Origin of the sequence: Streptomyces violaceus, assembly GCF_036014075.1 — a bacterium.
Taxonomy (GTDB): Bacteria; Actinomycetota; Actinomycetes; order Streptomycetales; family Streptomycetaceae; genus Streptomyces; species Streptomyces violaceus.
This window is the reverse complement of record NZ_CP107911.1, coordinates 7,704,934-7,722,314: the sequence shown is the minus strand read 5'-3', so window position 1 is coordinate 7,722,314 and position 17,381 is coordinate 7,704,934. Positions and strand designations below refer to the sequence as shown.

At 72.2% G+C, this 17,381-nt stretch carries 14 protein-coding genes; all 14 read left to right on the top strand.

Translation table 11 applies throughout. From position 1 onward, the window contains the following. The first annotated feature begins 13 nt into the window (after positions 1–13). Positions 14–2,200, top strand: coding sequence for a bi-domain-containing oxidoreductase (locus OG542_RS34825; RefSeq protein WP_328416075.1), 2,187 nt, complete (start codon positions 14–16; stop codon positions 2,198–2,200). After that, positions 2,197–4,170, top strand: coding sequence for a heparinase II/III family protein (locus OG542_RS34820; protein ID WP_328416073.1), 1,974 nt, complete (start codon positions 2,197–2,199; stop codon positions 4,168–4,170). Before OG542_RS34825 ends, OG542_RS34820 begins: the two co-directional genes overlap by 4 nt. 8 nt (positions 4,171–4,178) lie before the next feature. After that, positions 4,179–5,699: a right-handed parallel beta-helix repeat-containing protein gene (locus OG542_RS34815; protein ID WP_328416071.1), complete on the top strand. Its 1,521-nt coding sequence runs from the start codon at positions 4,179–4,181 to the stop codon at positions 5,697–5,699. A 1-nt stretch (position 5,700) separates the two neighbouring features. After that, a complete protein-coding gene (locus OG542_RS34810) occupies positions 5,701–6,942 on the top strand; it encodes an O-antigen ligase domain-containing protein (RefSeq protein WP_328416069.1) in 1,242 nt (413 codons plus the stop codon). 2 nt (positions 6,943–6,944) lie between these two features. Further along, entirely contained in the window at positions 6,945–8,153 is a 1,209-nt protein-coding gene (locus tag OG542_RS34805) for a glycosyltransferase (protein WP_328416067.1), read from the top strand. Further along, positions 8,150–9,385, top strand: a complete 1,236-nt coding sequence (locus OG542_RS34800; RefSeq protein ID WP_328416065.1) for a class I SAM-dependent methyltransferase — start codon at positions 8,150–8,152, stop codon at positions 9,383–9,385. Before OG542_RS34805 ends, OG542_RS34800 begins: the two co-directional genes overlap by 4 nt. Positions 9,386–9,396: 11 nt before the next feature. After that, on the top strand, positions 9,397–10,191 hold the full coding sequence (locus tag OG542_RS34795; RefSeq protein WP_311130138.1) for a glycosyltransferase family protein: 795 nt from the start codon (positions 9,397–9,399) through the stop codon (positions 10,189–10,191). Then, positions 10,188–10,835, top strand: a complete 648-nt coding sequence (locus OG542_RS34790; protein ID WP_328416063.1) for a PIG-L deacetylase family protein — start codon at positions 10,188–10,190, stop codon at positions 10,833–10,835. Before OG542_RS34795 ends, OG542_RS34790 begins: the two co-directional genes overlap by 4 nt. A 3-nt stretch (positions 10,836–10,838) precedes the next feature. Beyond that, positions 10,839–11,864, top strand: coding sequence for an NAD-dependent epimerase/dehydratase family protein (locus OG542_RS34785; protein ID WP_328416061.1), 1,026 nt, complete (start codon positions 10,839–10,841; stop codon positions 11,862–11,864). Next, positions 11,852–13,135, top strand: a complete 1,284-nt coding sequence (locus OG542_RS34780) for a DUF4910 domain-containing protein (protein ID WP_328416059.1) — start codon at positions 11,852–11,854, stop codon at positions 13,133–13,135. Before OG542_RS34785 ends, OG542_RS34780 begins: the two co-directional genes overlap by 13 nt. A gap of 5 nt (positions 13,136–13,140) precedes the next feature. Next, positions 13,141–14,418 (top strand): MATE family efflux transporter, encoded by a 1,278-nt coding sequence (locus OG542_RS34775; RefSeq protein WP_408057880.1) that lies wholly within the window; start codon positions 13,141–13,143, stop codon positions 14,416–14,418. Positions 14,419–14,653: 235 nt separating this feature from the next. After that, a complete protein-coding gene (locus OG542_RS34770) occupies positions 14,654–15,601 on the top strand; it encodes a glycosyltransferase family 2 protein (RefSeq protein ID WP_328416055.1) in 948 nt (315 codons plus the stop codon). Next, entirely contained in the window at positions 15,598–16,833 is a 1,236-nt protein-coding gene (locus tag OG542_RS34765; RefSeq protein ID WP_328416053.1) for a polysaccharide pyruvyl transferase family protein, read from the top strand. The genes OG542_RS34770 and OG542_RS34765 overlap by 4 nt, the downstream gene beginning before the upstream one ends. Further along, complete coding sequence (gene rfbC / locus OG542_RS34760) at positions 16,830–17,381, top strand: dTDP-4-dehydrorhamnose 3,5-epimerase (protein ID WP_328416051.1); 552 nt, start codon at positions 16,830–16,832, stop codon at positions 17,379–17,381. The genes OG542_RS34765 and rfbC overlap by 4 nt, the downstream gene beginning before the upstream one ends.

Genomic DNA, 17,381 nt, shown 5'->3' with positions numbered 1-17,381 from the left:
CAGAGGAGTTCGGGTGAAGCAGGTTGTACAGAACTACAAGAGCGGCGAGCTGGCGGTGCTCGACGTGCCGGTGCCGGGGTGCAAGCCGGGCGGTGTGCTGGTGCGGACCGCCTACTCGCTGATCTCCACCGGGACCGAGCTCATGAAGGTGTCCGAGGCCGGCATGTCGATGCTCGGCAAGGCCCGCTCGCGGCCGGACCAGGTGGCCAAGGTCATGCAGAGCGTGGCCACCAACGGGGTGCCCGCCACCTATCGCAAGGTGATGGGCAAGCTGGACTCCTACACGCCGCTGGGCTACTCGCTGTGCGGGGTGGTCGAGCAGGTAGGTGCCGGGATCGACGATGTGAAGGCCGGCGACCTCGTGGCCTGCGCCGGCAATGAGCACGCGCTGCACGCCGAGCTGAACTGGGTGCCGAAGAACCTGTACGCCCCGGTGCCGGACGGCCTCGCGCCGCGGCACGCGGCCTTCGGCACCGTCGGTTCGATCGCGATGCAGGGCGTCCGCCAGGGCGAGCCGCAGCTCGGCGAGGTGGCGCTGGTGATCGGCCTCGGGCTGATCGGGCAGCTGGTGGTGCAGTTGCTCGCCGCCTCGGGGGTCCGCGTCGTCGGGGTGGACCCCGACCCGGTGCGCTGCGAGCTCGCCGAGCGCCTGGGTGCCGCGGCCTGTGGCGATCCCGCGTCCGCGGCCGTGGAAGCCGCCGTCGGCGAACTCACCGGCGGTCACGGCGTGGATCAGGTGTACCTGGCCGCCGGCGGCGGCAGCAACCAGCCCGTCGAGCTGGCCGCCCGGCTGAGCCGGGACCGCGGCCGGGTCGTCGACATCGGCAAGTGCCGTCTGGACCTGCCGTGGAACGCGTATTACGAGAAGGAACTCGACGTCCGGTTCTCCCGCTCGTACGGTCCCGGCCGCTACGACCCGGAGTACGAACTCGAGGGGCGCGACTACCCGATCGGCTATGTGCGCTGGACCGAGCGCCGCAACCTGGCGTGCTTCCTCGATCTCGTCGCCCGCGGCCGCGTCGACGTGGAGCCGCTGGTCTCCCACGTCGCGGACTTCGCCGACGCCGTGGAGACGTACCAGAGCCTGAAGGACGGCGAGTTGAAGGCCGTGGCCGTGCTGTTCCGGTACCCCGAAGCAAGGGCGGAAGCAGAGTCTCCGGCGGTGGCCGTGCCCACGGTGAACGTGAAGCCGAGTCCGGCCCGGGCCGCCAGGACGCCGGTGCGCCTGGCGTTCGTCGGCGCGGGAAACTACGCGACGTCGATGCTGCTGCCGCACCTGGCAGGGCGCGAAGGCGTCGAGCTGTCGACCGTCGTCACCACGACGGCGCTGTCCGCGGCCAACGCGCAGCGGAAGTTCGGCTTCGCCGAGGCGACCACCGATCTCGACACCGTCCTCGGCGACAAGTCCATCGACGCGGTGTTCGTCGTCACCCGGCACAGCTCGCACGCCGAACTGACCCGAAGGGCGCTGCTGGCCGGCAAGGCCGTCTTCGTGGAGAAGCCGCTGGCACTCACCGAGGACGAGCTGGCCGGCGTGCTCGCGACGGTGGAGGAGTCCGGCAACGACCGGCTGCAGGTGGGCTTCAACCGCCGGTTCGCGCCGCTGTTGCGGGAGGCCAGGAAGCGGTTCGGCGCCCGGACCGGTCCGGCGAGCCTGCGCTACCTGGTCAACGCGGGCCGGCTGCCGCACGGCAGCTGGTACCTCCGACAGGGCGCCGAGGGCTCGCGCTTCGCCGGCGAGGGCGGACACTTCATCGACACGGCGAGCTGGCTGCTCGAGGCCGACCCGGAGTCGGTGTACGCGGTCGCCACGTCCGGCAACGAGGACCTTCAGGTCGTGCTGCGCTACCCGGACGGGTCCACCGCCACCATCAGCTACGTCACCACCGGCGCGCCGGGCTTCCCCAAGGAGACGCTGGACCTCGTCGCGGACGGCAAGGTGCTGCGGCTCGACGACTTCGTCCGTGCCTCGCTGTTCGCAGACGGAGGGGTCGGCCGCAAGAGGTGGGTCAGTTCGCGGCTGCCCAAGGCCCGGGACAAGGGGCAGAACGCCGAGCTGGCCGCGTTCATCAAGGCCGTGCGGACCGGCGGGCCGATGCCGGTGCCGCTGGAGTCGCTGGTCGCCACCACGTCGGCCACCCTCGCCGTGCAGGCCGGCCTGGCCGGCGGCGCGCCGGTGACGCTGGCGAGGACGCGATGACTGTGAACTCGGGGAGTCCGGGCTGGTACTTACGGCGGCTGTCCCGGATGGGACCGCGGGAGGTCGGCGGCCGGGCGGGCGACGCGGTGCGCAGGCGGCTGTGGCGGTCGGCGCGGCCGGACTGCCCGCGCGTGACCGGTGCCCGGTTCACCGCGGTACTGCCCGCGGGGACGATCGCCGCGATACCCGCGGACGCCGCGAAACGTCTCATCGCCGAGGCGGACCGGCTGATGGCGGGGCACACCGAGTATTTCGGGGTGGTCCGCGACGACCTGGACGACCCGGACTGGTGGTACGACCCGAAGACCGAGCGCCGGGCTCCGCGGGGCTACGCCTTCGACGTGCCGTACCGCGACGAGGACGCGGTCGGGGACATCAAGCAGATCTGGGAGCTGTCCCGGCACCAGTACCTCACCGTGCTCGCCGCCGCCTACGCGATCACCGGGGACGAGCGGTACGCCGAGCGAGTGGCCGCGCACCTGCGGTCGTGGTGGACGGCCAACCCACCGCTGCGCGGCGTGCACTGGATCAGCGGCATCGAGCTGGGCATCCGGCTGCTGTCCTGGGTGTGGATCCGCCGGCTGCTCGACGGCTGGCCGGGCGCGACCGGTCTTTTCGAGGGCAACCCGGTGGCGCTGAACCAGATCTGGCACCACCAGCGCTGGCTGGCCGCCTTCCCCAGCCGGGGGTCCTCGGCGAACAACCACGTCATCGCCGAGGCCGCCGGGCAGTTCGCAGCGGCCTGCGCGTTCGGGTGGTTCCCCTCCTCGGCGCGTTGGCGAACCGAAGCGCTGCGATCGCTGAAGCGGCATCTGCGCGGCAACACCTTCGGCTCCGGCCTCAACCGCGAGCTGGCCACCGAGTATCACGGACTGGTGCTGGAGCTCGGCCTGGCGGCCGTGGCCGAGGCGGATGCCGCACGCAGGCCGGTCCCCGCGTCGCTCCGGCTGGTGCTGCTGCGGATGACCGACGCGCTCGCGGCCGTCGTGGACAACCGGCTACGGCCGCCGCGCCAGGGGGACGCGGACGACGGGCACGGCCTGGTCGTGGACGGCGCGGGCACCGACCGCTGGGCCTCACTGCTGGCCACCGGGGACGCCGTGTTCGGCCGGCTCGCCTGGTGGCCGGCGGTGACCGGCACCGATGTGCGCACTCCGCTCCTCGCGGCGCTCATCAGGCCGTACGCGACGAAGGGAACCGCACGCCCGGCGAGCCGGCCGGCCCATTTCGCCGACGCGGGCATGACCATCCTGCGCGGTCCGGGAGAGATCTGGTGCCGCTGCGACGGAGGTCCGCACGGGTTCCTGTCCATCGCCGCGCACGCACACGCGGACGCGCTGTCCTTGGAGGTCCGGCACGACGGGGTCGACGTGCTCGCCGACCCGGGGACGTACTGCTACCACGGGCAGCCCGAGTGGCGGCGGTACTTCCGGTCGACCCTCGGCCACAACACCCTGCAGTTGGACGGCGGTGACCAGTCCGTCTCCGGCGGACCGTTCCTGTGGACCCGGCAGGCCCGCAGCCGCGTCCTGGTCGCGGACACATCCGGCGCCTCCGACGGGGGGACGGCCCGCTGGTGCGCCGAGCACGACGGCTACCAGCGCTCGGTGCACCGCCGCCGGGTGGAGCTGACCGCCGCGAGCCAGGAGTTGAGGGTGGTCGACGAGGTCCACGGCCGGAACGGCCCGCGCCGGGCCGTGCGTCTGGCGTTCCACCTCGGCCCGGCGATCGCCGCGGACCTGGTGGGCAGCCGGGCGGTGCTCACCTGGACCCGGGACGGCGAGGACCGCTCCGCGGTACTCGATCTGCCCGGGCAGTTGTCCTGGCGGGCCCATCGCGGCGAGAGCGACCCGCCGCTGGGCTGGTACTCCGCCGGCTTCGGCCGCAAGGAACCCACCACCACGCTGATCGGCACCGGCTTCGCCGACGGCGCGGAGGGGTTCACCACCGTGCTCAAGTTCCGCGGCTAGGGGGGCGCGTGGAGATCAAGTGGCGGCCCTGGGCGTGGCCGGCGGCACCGCTGGCGTTGGCCCTGCTGGCGGTGACCGGCTGTGAGAGCACGCCGGGCGCGCGGCCGAAACCGACCGCCGCGCCGTCCGCGTCCGTGGCCCGGGTGTGCGCCGAGCCCGCGGCCGGGCCGGCGAAGGCGCCGGCGGGCGCGGTGACGGTCGACCCCGCGGTGGCCGGTGACCTGGCCGCGAAGACCAAGAGCAGCCCCCCGAACACCACGTTCTGGCTTCGACCGGGCAAGCACAGACTCGAGCCGGAACGCTACGCCCAGGTCCTCCCCGAGAAGGGGAACACCTACCTCGGCGCGCCGGGCGCGGTGCTCGACGGCCGGAAGACCAACCAGTACGCGTTCGGCGGCACCGCCCGCGACGTCACCATCCGCCACCTGACCGTGCAGGGTTTCGTCGCGCCGCACAACGAGGGCGTGGTCAACCATGACTCGGCCGACGGGTGGGTGATCGAGCACGCGACGATCCAGCACAACTCCGGCGCCGGGCTGATGGCCGGTGCCCGCCAGCGGGTCCGCGCCAGTTGCCTGCGCGGCAACGGTCAGTACGGCATGAACGCGTACAAGGCCACCGGCCGGATCAGCGGCCTGGTGGTCGAGGGCAACGAGATCGTGGGCAACAACACCGACGACTGGGAGCGGCGGCGGCAGGGCTGCGGCTGTACCGGGGGCGTCAAGTTCTGGGCCGTCGACGGCGCCGACGTACGCGGCAACTGGGTGCACGACCAACGCGGAGCCGGGTTGTGGGCGGACACCAACAACAACGACTTCCGCATCGAGGACAACGTGCTCGAGGCCAACGACGGTGCCGCGCTGATCTACGAGACCAGTTACAACGCGGTCATCCGGAAGAACACGATCCGGCGGAACAACCGGGTCGAGGGCCGCCGGTACGCGGACCGCGGCGACACCTTCCCGTTCGGCACCGTCTACCTGTCCGAGTCCGGCGGCGAACCACGGATCCGAGCCCGCACGGACAAGATCGAGATCTACCGCAACGTGCTGGAGAACAACTGGTCCGGGATCACCCTGTGGGAGAACGCCGACCGGTTCTGCAACAGCCCCGCCAACACCTCCTCCGGTGACTGCACGTTGCTGGTGAAGGACACCGACCGCTGCGCGCGGCCGGCGATCGCCGGCGCACCGCTGTACGCCGACTGCCGGTGGAAGACGCAGCGGGTGGACATCCACCACAACCGCTTCGTGCTGGACACGTCCGTCGTCGAGTGCACGGTGAAGTGCGACCGCATGGCGGTGCTGGCCAACTACGGCACCTATCCGGACTGGTCGCCCTACCAGGGCGAGCGGGTGGCCGAGGCGATCACCCGCGAACAGCACAACCGCTGGCACGACAACGTCTACCTCGGCCCATGGAAGTTCGTGGCCCACGACCCGAGCCGGGTGCTCGACTTCGTCCAGTGGCAGGCCGCGCCGTACCAGCAGGACGCGGGCAGCACCTTCCGCGCACGGGACGGTGGTTGAGATGAGCCCGGAGCGCACGGACCACACGCCGAAGATCGTCGGTACGGCCTGGGGGCTGCTGATCCTCAACACGCTCGGCTCCGCCGGGGCGAAGACCATCGTCCCGCTGCCCCGCTCCCTCATCCAGATGGTCACCATGGGCGCGCTGGTCGCCGCGTTCGCGCTGGCGCTCGCCGTCAATCTCCGGCTGCGCATCCGGGCCAGTGCCTTCGTTCTCCTGCTCACCCTGCTGCTGGTGCCGAGCGTGATCTCCAGCGCGGACCTGGAGTCCGGGTTCGGCGCGGTGTTCCGCTGCGCCCGGCTGGCTCTCTTCGTCGGCACGCTGTGGCTGCTCAGCCGCTGGTGGGACGGCGGCCTGACGTTCGTCCGGCACCACATCCGGATGTACTTCGTGGTCCTCGGGTCCGTGGCCGCCGGCCTGCTCATCTCACCGGGCGCCGCCCTGCCCGAGCTCTACGGCGGGCGGCTGGTCGGCGCGTTGTGGCCGCTCACCCCACCGCAGATCGGACAGTACGCCGCGGTGATCATCGGGCTCACCGTGCTGCTCGTTCTGGGCCGCCGGACCGACAGGCGCAGCGCGGCGGTGGTCATCGTGCCGGCGCTCGTCCTGCTCGCGCTGACCCACACCCGGACGGCCACGTTAGGCCTGATCATCGGGCTGGCGTTGGCGATCGGCTCGCTCGTCCTGACCAGTGCCGCCGCCCGCCGGTTCTTCGCCTGGGCGGTGCTGTGCGCCGCCGTGGCCGCGGTGGGGTTCGGCTCGGCGCTGCAGGCGTGGTTCCTGCGCGGACAGAGCCAGGAGAACTTCACCAGCCTCACCGGTCGGGCCAAGGTCTGGGACGCCCTGCTGGCAGCGCCCCGGTCGACCTCGGAGTACCTGTTCGGCGCGGGCCTGGGCGACAAGTCGTTCGGCGGGCTGCCGATCGACAACAGCTGGCTGGCCGTCTACCACGAGCAGGGGCTGACCGGCATCGCCCTGGTGGCGGCGATCATCATCGTGCTGGGCGGCGTCGCGTTGCTGCGGCCACCGTCGCTGTCGAGGGCCTGCGCGATCTTCCTGATCAGCTACTGCGCGATCGCGTCGTACACCGAGGCGGGGCTGGGCGACGCCTCGCCGTATCTGCTGCATCTGGCCGTGGCCGCCTCGCTGCTGGCGGCACCTGCCGCGGCCACTCCCCTCTCGACGCCCGACGTCCCTCGACGACACATCCCGCGATGGGCCCAGAGATCGGAGGTGACCTGACCATGCACGTCCTCGTGGTGCACAACCGCTACGCCTCGGCACAACCGAGCGGGGAGAACAAGGTCGTCGACCAGGAGGTGGCGCTGCTGCGCGGGGCCGGCCACCGGGTCGAGCTGTTCGAGCGGCGCAGCGACGACATCGCCGCCCTGTCCCTGCTGAGCAAGGCCGCGCTGCCGCTCCTTGTGCCGTGGAACCCGGCGGTCCGCACGGAACTCGCCGCCCGGCTCCGCACCGAGCGACCGGACGTGGTCCACGTCCACAACGTCTTCCCGCTCCTGTCGCCCGCCGTGCTGGCCGCCTGCGCCGACGCCGGCGTGCCCGCCGTCGCCACGCTGCACAACTACACCCAGGTCTGCCCGCCCGGCACGCTTCAGCGGGACGGCCGGCCGTGCACCGAGTGCGTCGGGTCGGCCCCGCTGCCCGCCGTCCGGCACGGCTGCTACCGCAACTCCCGGCTGGCGACGGTGCCGCTCGCGGTCAGCCTGTCGGTCAACCGGCGGCGATGGTGGTCCGGCGTGGAGCGGTTCTTCTGCATCTCCGCGGCGCAGCGCGACGTTCTGGTGCGGTCCGGCATGCCGGCCGAGCGGCTGGCCGTGAAGCACAACTTCGTGCCCGACCCGGGCGCCTGCCGAACGGGCCCCGGTGAGCATCTGCTCTATCTCGGCCGGCTCGCGGAGGCCAAGGGCGTGCGGCTGCTCATGGCCGCGTGGGACGAGATCGCAGCCAGCGGCGGTGTGGGCGTGCCGCTCTTGATCGCCGGCACGGGACCGCTGGAGCGAGAGGTGACCGCCTGGGCGGCGGGCCGGGACGACGTGCGCTACGTCGGCCTGCTGGACCCGGCCCAGTGCCGAAAGGCCGTCGCGCGGTCGGTCGCCGTGGTTGCCCCCTCGACGTGGCTCGAGGCGTTCGGCCTGGTGGTCGTGGAGGCGATGGCGGCGGGAGTCCCGACCGTCGCCGCCGGTCACGGCGCCTTCGTCGAACTCGTCGAGGACGGGGTGACCGGGCTGCTGCACCGGCCGGGCGAGGCAGCCTCGCTCGCGTCCCGCATACGCCGGATCGCGGCCGAGCCGGCCCGCAACCGGGAGATGGGCCAGGCGGCCCGGCGCCGTTACGAGCAGGGCTTCAGCCCGGCCGTCGGCCTCGAGCGCCTGGTGGAGGAGTACCGCACCGCGATCGCGGGTCGGACGGGATCAATGGGGGGCAGTAGATGACAGGATGCCGACTCTGCGGCTCGGAAGCGATGGCGAGCGTCGTCGATCTCGGGGCGACGCCACCATGTGAGAGCTTTCTCGCCGCGGACCAACTGGACCAGCCGGAGCCGGCGTACCCGCTGCACCTGCGGGTCTGCACCGACTGCTGGCTGGCGCAGATCCCTCCGCTGATCACACCGGAGGAGACGTTCAAGGAGTACGCGTACTTCTCCTCGTACTCGACCTCCTGGGTGGAGCACGCGCGCACGTTCGTCGCCGACGCCGTAGAGCGTCTTGCTCTCGGCCCGGACGCCTTCGTGGTCGAGGTCGCGAGCAACGACGGGTACCTGCTCAAGCACATCGTGGACCGCGGGATCCGCTGCCTGGGCATCGAGCCCTCGGTGAACGTCGGCGCCGCGGCGCGGGACGCCGGGGTGCCCACGCTCACGGAGTTCCTGAGCCCGGACACCGGCTCGGCCGTCCGCGAAGAGCACGGCCCGGCGGACCTGGTCGTGGCCAACAACGTGTACGCGCACATCCCCGACGTGGTCGGGTTCACCCGGGGGCTACGCGCCCTGGTCGCCGACGACGGCTGGGTCTCCATCGAGGTGCAGCACCTGCTGACGCTGATCGAGGAGAACCAGTACGACACGATCTACCACGAGCACTTCCAGTACTACACGGTCGCGTCCGCGATCCGGGCGCTGGCGAGCGGCGGACTCGCGCTCGTGGACGTCGAGTTGCTGCCCACGCACGGCGGCTCCAGCCGGCTGTGGGCCCGGCCGGCCGAGGTGGCGGGCGAGCCGTCCCGGCGGGTGACCGACGTGCTGGACCGGGAGAAGGCCGCCGGGCTGCAGGAGCTGTCCGGATACACCGAGTTCTCGGCCCGGGTGGCCAAGGTGCGCCGGGACCTGCTGCGGTTCCTCGTCGAGGCGGCCGAGCGCGGCGAGACGGTCGTCGGCTACGGCGCCCCGGGCAAGGGGAACACCCTGCTCAACCACTGCGGCATCCGGCCCGACCTGCTTCCGTACACGGTCGACCGCAACCCCTACAAGCACGGCAGGTTCACCCCGGGCACCCGCATCCCGATCCTGCCGCCCGAGCAGATCAGCACCGACAAACCCGACTACGTGCTCGTCCTCCCGTGGAACCTGCGGGACGAGCTGGTCGAGCAACTGTCCTTCGTGCACGAGTGGGGCGGCCGGCTGGTCTTTCCCATCCCGGAACTGAGCATTGTCGAGGTCGCGTCTTGAAAGGTCACAGCATGAAGGTCGTCCTGTTCTGCGGCGGCTACGGGCTGCGGATGCGGAGCGGTGCCGCAGACGACATGCCCAAGCCGATGGCGATGGTCGGCCCGCGGCCGCTGATCTGGCACGTCATGCGCTACTACGCGTACTACGGGCACACGGAGTTCATCCTGTGCCTCGGGTACGGGGCGCACCACATCAAGGACTTCTTCCTCAACTACGAGGAGACGACGTCCAACGACTTCGTGCTGCGGGGCGGGCGGACCGAGCTGCTCTCCACCGACATCGCCGACTGGACGATCACGTTCGCGCAGACCGGCATCGAGTCGCCGATCGGGGAGCGGCTGCGCCGGGTGCGGCACCACCTGGACGGCGACGAGATGTTCCTCGCCAACTACGCCGACGTGCTCACCGACGCCCCGCTGCCGGAGATGATCGACCGGTTCGCCCGGCGCGACGCCGGTGCGTCGATGATGGTGGTGCCGCCGCAGTCCTCGTTCCACTGCGTGGACCTGGGCGAGGACGGCCTGGTGGGGGGCATCACCGCGGTGAGCGACATGCCGCTGTGGGAGAACGGCGGCTACTTCGTGCTCCGCCAGGAGGTCTTCGACCACATCCCGGAGAACGGCGACCTGGTCGCCGACGGATGCGCCCAACTGGCCAAGCGCGGACGGCTGGTGGCGCACCAGCACCGCGGCTTCTGGAAGCCGACCGACACCGTGAAGGAGCGGGCCGCGCTCGACGACGCCTACACCCGGGGCGACCGCCCGTGGGCCGTGTGGGAACGGGACACCGCCGGAGCGCGGGCGTGATCCGGCTCGGGGCCGGGTCCCTGGACCGCGTCGTCGCGGTGGGCGCGCACTGCGACGACATCGCCATCGGCGCCGGCGGCACCCTCCTGACCATGTGCCGCGCGCGGCCGGGCATCCGCGTCGACGCGCTGGTGCTCTCGGGCGGTGGCAGCGAGCGGGAGCAGGAGGAGCGGGCCGCGCTCGCCGCCTTCTGCCCGGACGCCGACCTGCGGCTGACGGTGCTCAAGCTGCCGGACGGCCGGATGCCCGCGCACTGGGAGGAGGCCAAGGCCGCCGTCGAGGAACTGCGCGAGCGGACCGAACCGGATCTGGTCCTCGCACCGCGTACCGATGACGCGCACCAGGACCACCGCGGCCTGGCGCAACTACTGCCCACCGCGTTCCGCGACCACCTCGTGCTCGGCTACGAGATCGTCAAGTGGGATGGCGACCTCGGCCGCCCGGCGGCGTACCAGCCACTGTCGCCGGAGACCGCCGAACAGAAGGTGCGGCTGCTGCAGGAGCACTACCCCTCGCAACGGCACCGGCCCTGGTACGACCGGGAGGCCTTCCTCGGCCTCGCACGGATCCGCGGCATCGAATGCCACGCGCGCTACGCCGAGGCGTTCGCCGTCACCAAACTCACTCTCGACCTGGGGGAATGAACCTTGCGTGTACTGCTGACCGGACATCAGGGCTACCTGGGCACCGTGATGGCCCCGGTCCTCACCGCCGCCGGGCACGAGGTCGTCGGCCTTGACGCCGGCCTGTTCGCCGACTGCGTCCTCGGCCCGGCGCCCGCGGACCCGTCCGGGCACCGGGTGGACCTGCGCGACGTCACGGCCGAACACGTGGCCGGCGTGGACGCCGTGATCCACCTGGCCGCGCTGTCGAACGACCCGTTGGGATCGCTGGCGCCGGAGCTCACCTACGACATCAACCACCACGCCTCCGTACGGCTGGCCCGGCTGGCCCGCGACGCCGGGGTGCGGCGCTTCCTGTACGCGTCGACCTGCTCGGTCTACGGTGCCGCCGGCGGCGGTGACCTGGTCGGCGAGGACGCCCCGCTGCGCCCGGTGACGCCGTACGCGGAGTCCAAGGTGCGGGTGGAGGACGACCTGCACGCGCTGGCCGACGGCGACTTCAGCCCGGTGTTCATGCGCAACGCCACCGCCTTCGGCTACTCGCCCCGGCTGCGCGCCGACATCGTGCTGAACAACCTGGTGGGCCACGCGCTCCTGTCCGGCGAGGTGCTGGTGCTCTCCGACGGCACCCCGTGGCGCCCGCTGGTGCACGCCGCCGACATCGCGCGGGCGTTCACGGCCGCGCTGACCGCTCCGCGCGAAGCGGTGCACGACCGGGCGTTCAACATCGGCAGCGAGATCAACAACGTCACGGTCGCCGAGATCGCCGAGCAGGTCGCCGAGGCGGTGTCCGGCTCCAAGGTGGTGATCACCGGGGAGACCGGTGCCGATCCGCGGTCGTACCGGGTCGACTTCTCCCGGTTCCGCGCCGCGGTGCCCGGCTTCGACTGCGAGTGGACGGTGAAGCAGGGCGCGCTCGAACTCGCCGACGCCTACCGCGAACACGGGCTGACCCAGGAAGACTTCGAGCGACGCTTCACCCGGCTCGCCGTGCTGCGCGCCGCGTCCGACGCCGGCGCCGTCGACGACACCCTGCGGTGGCGCCGATGACCTCGGCCGGCGAAGAGATGCACGCACTGGTGAAGCGGCTGTACCCGCTCTGCCGGAGCATCACCGGCGACGGTGTGCGCGCCACCCTGGAGATCGTCGGCGAGTACGTCCCGCTGCGGGTGCACGAGGTGCCGACCGGGACTCAGGTGCTCGACTGGACGGTGCCGCAGGAATGGAACATCCGGGACGCGTACATCGCCGACTCCTCCGGCAAGCGGGTCGTCGACTTCGCCGCGTCCAGCCTGCACGTGCTCGGCTACAGCGTGCCGGTGTCGGCGACCATGCCGCTGACCGAGCTGCGCGAACACCTGCACACCCTGCCGGACCACCCGGGTTGGGTGCCGTACCGCACCAGCTACTACAAGCCGGAGTGGGGGTTCTGCCTGGCCCAGGAGACCTTGGCCGCGCTGCCGGACGGCGACTACGAGGTGTGCGTCGACTCCACACTCGCGGACGGCCACCTCACCTACGCCGAGCACGTGGTCCCCGGGCAGGTCGCCGACGAGGTGATCGTCTCCTGTCACGTCTGCCACCCGTCGCTGGCCAACGACAACCTCGCCGGCATCGCGGTGGCGACGTTCCTGGCCCGGGCGCTGGCGCAGGAGAAGCCCTACTACACCTACCGGTTCCTGTTCGCGCCCGGCACCATCGGGGCGATCACCTGGCTGGCCCGCAACGCGGAGCGGATCGAGCAGGTCAGGCACGGCCTTGTGCTGGCCTGCGCCGGCGACTCGGGCCGACTGACGTACAAGCAGAGCAGGCGCGGCGACGCGGAGATCGACCGGGTGATGCGGCACGTCCTTGCCGCCTCCGAACGCCCGCACCACGTCAACGAGTTCACTCCGTACGGCTACGACGAGCGGCAGTTCTGCTCGCCCGGGTTCGATCTCGGCGTGGGCTCGCTCAGCCGGACCCCGTACGCCGGCTACCCCGAGTACCACACCTCGGCGGACAACCCGGACTTCGTCTCCCCGGAGGCGATGGCGGACACCCTCGCCGTCTGCCGCGAGGCGTTCGCGGTGCTGGACCGCAACCGGCGGTACGTCAACCTCAGCCCCTACGGCGAGCCGCAGCTGGGCCGGCGTGGGCTGTACGACTCGCTCGGCGGCCGCAGCGACGCGAAGCAGGCGCAGCTGGCCATGCTCTGGGTGCTCAGCCTCTCCGACGGCGAGCACAGTCTGCTGGACGTCGCCGAGCGGTCCGGACTGCCGTTCGACACCGTCGCCGCCGCGGCCGGCGCCCTGCACGCCGCCGGACTGATCAAGGCATGACCCCGATGCCCACCGAGGAGGAGAAGACGAGGCCGACGGCGGACCGGCGGACCGCCAGGCGGGCCGTCGCCGGCCGGCTGTCCTGGGGACTGGCCGACCAGGCGGCCTCCAGCATGACCAACTTCGCGGTGGGGATCTACGTGGCCCGCTCGCTGGGGGTGACCGCGTTCGGCGTGTTCAGCCTGGCCTGGCTGACCTACGGCGTGGTGCTCAACGTCGCCCGCGGGCTGGCCACCGACCCGCTCGTGGTGCGCTTCAGCGGCGCGCCGGAAGCGTCCTGGCGCGCGGCGACGGCCCGGTCGTCGGGTGCCGCGCTCGGCGTCGGTACCGCCCTCGGCGCGGTGTGCCTGCTGGTCGGCCTCGGTCTCGGCGGCCGCGTGGGGCCCGCGTTCGTCTGCCTCGGCGTCGTCCTGCCGGCCCTGCTGCTGCAGGACACGTGGCGGTTCGCGTTCTTCGCCGCCGGCACCGGACGGAAGGCGTTCGTCAACGACCTCGTGTGGGGCGTCGCGCTCGTCCCGGCCATGGTGGTGGCGGCCCGCGTGGGCAGTGTGGCGGCATTCGTGCTCGCCTGGGGCGCGTCGGCCGCGGTGGCCGCGGTGTACGGCTGCTTCCAGTCCGGGATCCGGCCCCGGCCGCACCAGGCGCGCGGGTGGCTTCGCGAGCAGCGCGATCTCGGCTACCGGTACCTGGTCGAGAACGTCAGCCTCAGCGGCGCGAGCCAGCTGCGGGCGTACGGGCTCGGCGCGATCGTCGGAATCGGCGCGGTGGGTGCGGTCCGGGGCGCGGAGCTCCTGCTCGGCCCGTTCCTCGCACTGCTGATGGGCCTTTCACTGGTCACCGTCGCGGAGGCGGCACGCGTGCTGCGGCGGGCCCCGCACCGCCTCGGCACATTCTGCCTCCTGCTGGGCGGAGGGCAGGCCGCCGCCGCGCTGCTCTGGGGCGCGGCGCTGCTGCTGATGCCGGGCCGGCTCGGCGAGTTCGTACTCGGCGGTGTCTGGAGCTCCGCCTCGGAGCTCATCGTGCCGGCCACGCTCGGTGTCGCGGGCGCGGGCCTCGGCAGCGGCGCGGCGGCCGGGCTGCGCGCGCTCGCCGCGGCCCGGCGCAGCCTGCGCTGCCAACTGTTCGCCTCCGCCTGCTACGTGGGCGGCGGGCTCGGCGGGGCGGCCCTGGCCGGCACGGTCGGCTCGGCCTGGGGCGTCGCCGCCGCGACGCTCTGCGGCTCGGCCGTGTGGTGGCTGCAGCTGCGGTCCGCCCTGCGTGAGCACCACCGAGGGGGTGCCTGATGGATCTCCGCGGCGTCGCGACGCCCGGCACGCTCCCCCACTGCCTTAAGGGCGCGGGAGGTGCCCCCACTCGCCGCACCGGCCGAAAGCCCAAGTACGTCCAGTACGAGGGCTTCCGGCCGGCACTCCCCCAGCCTTCGGCCGGGGGGGACCCCCAGAGCACGCACCGGACGCCGCTCCTTCCCCACGGAGATCCATCAGGCACCCCCTACCCCATCCCCGAAGTGAGGACGCCATGACCGCCCGACCCAGGCTGAGCATCGGCCTGCCCGTGTACAACGGCGAGGAGTACCTCGCCGAATCGCTCGACGCCCTGCTCGGCCAGACCTACGAGGACTTCGAGCTGGTCATCTCCGACAACGCCTCGACCGACGGGACCGAGGACATCTGCCGCAAGTACGCCACGCAGGACTCGCGCATCCGGTACATCCGGCTGCTGCGGAACATCGGCGCCGCGCCGAACCACAACTACGTGTTCACCGAGTGCCGCGGTGAGTTGTTCAAGTGGGCCTCGCACGACGACCTCTACGCCCGGGACCTGCTGCGGCGCTGCGTGGAGGCGCTGGACGAGCGGCCGGACGTCATCCTCGCGCACAGCGACCAGGCGGTCATCGACGAGGACGGCAAGGTGAAGGTCCCCTACGAGTACGGCCTGGCCACCGACTCTCAGCACGCGCCGGAGCGCTTCCGCAGCCTGCTGTTCGAGCCCGGTGGCGACGACTTCTACGGGGTGATGCGGGCCGACGTGCTGCGCCGGGTGAAGCCGCACGACAGCTACCACCACGCGGATCGCACGTTCGTCGCCGAGATCACCCTGCACGGGCCCTTCCACCAGGTGCCGGAGCTGCTGTACTTCCGCCGCGACCACCCCACCCGCGCCGAGCGGGCGAACCCTTCCAAGCGCTCGCGGTGCGTCAACCTGGACCCGCGCCGGGCAGGCCCGCTGCACCCGACGCCCCGGCTGCTCGCCGAGTACGTCTGGGGCTTCGCTTCGGCGATCCGGCGGGCGCCGTTGTCCCCGGTCGACCGGCGCGCGTGCTTCCGCCACCTGGCCACGTGGATGACCAGCCGGGTCCGGCCGGGCGCCGGCGAGCGGGTCGAGGACCGCGCCCCGGTCGACCCGGCCAAGCTCACCGTCTCCGTCGACGACCTCGTCGCGGGACGCGAGGGGCGCCAGACATGAGACCCCTCGTACGCGTCGGGGTGTTCGGCCTGCTCGGCTCCGGCAACCTGGGCAACGACGGATCGCTGGAGGCCGTGCTCGGGTACCTCCGCGCCGAGCACCCGGACGCGGCCGTGGACGCGCTGTGCGGCGGACCCGAGGCCGTCACGGCCCGGTACGGAATCCCGGCGACGCGGCTGCACTGGTACCGCGGGGAGTACCGGACCGCGTCACGTGCGGGCGCGATCGCGGGCAAGGGGCTGGGCAAACTCGTCGACGTCGTCCGCACCGCCGCCTGGGTGCGCCGGCACGACGTGGTGATCGTGCCGGGCATGGGCGTCCTGGAGGCCACGCTGCCGCTGCGGCCGTGGGGTTTCCCGTACTCACTGTTCCTGCTCTGCGCGAGCGGCCGGTTGTTCGGCACCCGGATCGCGCTGGTCAGCGTCGGCGCGGACGCGATCCGCGACCGGCCGACCCGGGCCCTGGTGCGCTGGTCGGCACGGCTGGCCGCGTACCGGTCGTACCGTGACGCCCGATCCCGCGACGCGATGCGGGCGATGGGAGTGGACACCGCGCGCGACGAGGTCTACCCGGACCTCGCCTTCGCCCTGCCGGCGCCGCGGGCGGGCGCGCCCTCGGGACCGCCGGGCTCGCCGGGGCCGGTCTGCGTCGGCGTGATGGCCTTCCACGGGGGCAACGACGACCGCGCCCGGGCCGAGGAGATCCACCGGCGCTACGTCGACGGGACGACCCGCTTCGTCCGCGCGCTGGTCAGGGACGGCAGGGCGGTCCGGCTGCTCACCGGCGACGAGTGCGACGCGCCGGTGGTCGCCGCGATCCTCGACGCGGTGGACTCGCCGCTGGTCACCGCCGCCGAGGCGGCCTCGCTGGCCGACCTGATGAAGGAGACGGCGGCCGCCGACACCGTGGTGGCGACCCGGTACCACAACCTGGTCTGCGCGCTGAAGGCCGGCACGCCGACGCTCGCACTCAGCTATGCGGCGAAGAGCGACGCGCTCATGGATCGGATGGGCCTTGCCACGTACTGCCACCCGGCTCGCGAGGTCGACGCCGGCCGGCTGCTCGAGCAGTTCCGGGCGCTGGAGCAGGGAGCGGCGGAGCTGCGGCGGACCCTCACCGAGCGGAACCTGGTCGTCGCCCGGCAACTCAAGGACCAGTTCTCCGAGTTGACCGCAGCTCTGTTCCCGGCGACCGACCACGACAACGCCCACGCCCGGCAGGAGGCCTCATGAAAGCGACCGCGGTCCCGGAGATCGAAGGCGCGTACCTGTTCGAGCCGACCCCGTACGCCGACGAACGCGGCTTCTTCTGCCGCACCTTCGACGCCGACGTGGTCCGCTCGGTGGGCCTCGACCCGGACGCCTTCGTCCAGGACAGCCTGTCCCGCTCGGTCCGGGGCGTGCTGCGCGGCCTGCACCTGCGCTCCGGGGCCGGCGAGGCCAAGCTGGTGCGGTGCTCGTACGGGAGGATCTTCGACGTCGTCGTGGACCTGCGGCCGGATGCGCCGACCTACCGCAACGTGGCCTCCTTCGAGCTGTCCGGCGACACGCAGGTGGCCTTGTACATCCCGGCGGGGTGTGCGCACGGCTTCCAGGCGCTGACCGAGACCGCCGACACCTCGTACCGGATCGACCGCCCGCACGATCCCGCCGAGGATGTGACGATCGCCTTCGACGACCCGGAGCTCGCCATTCCCTGGCCGCTGCCGGTCACTTCGATGTCCGAGCGGGACCGGAAGGCGCCGGGTCTCGCCGAGGCCCTGAAGCAGAGAGAGAGCTGA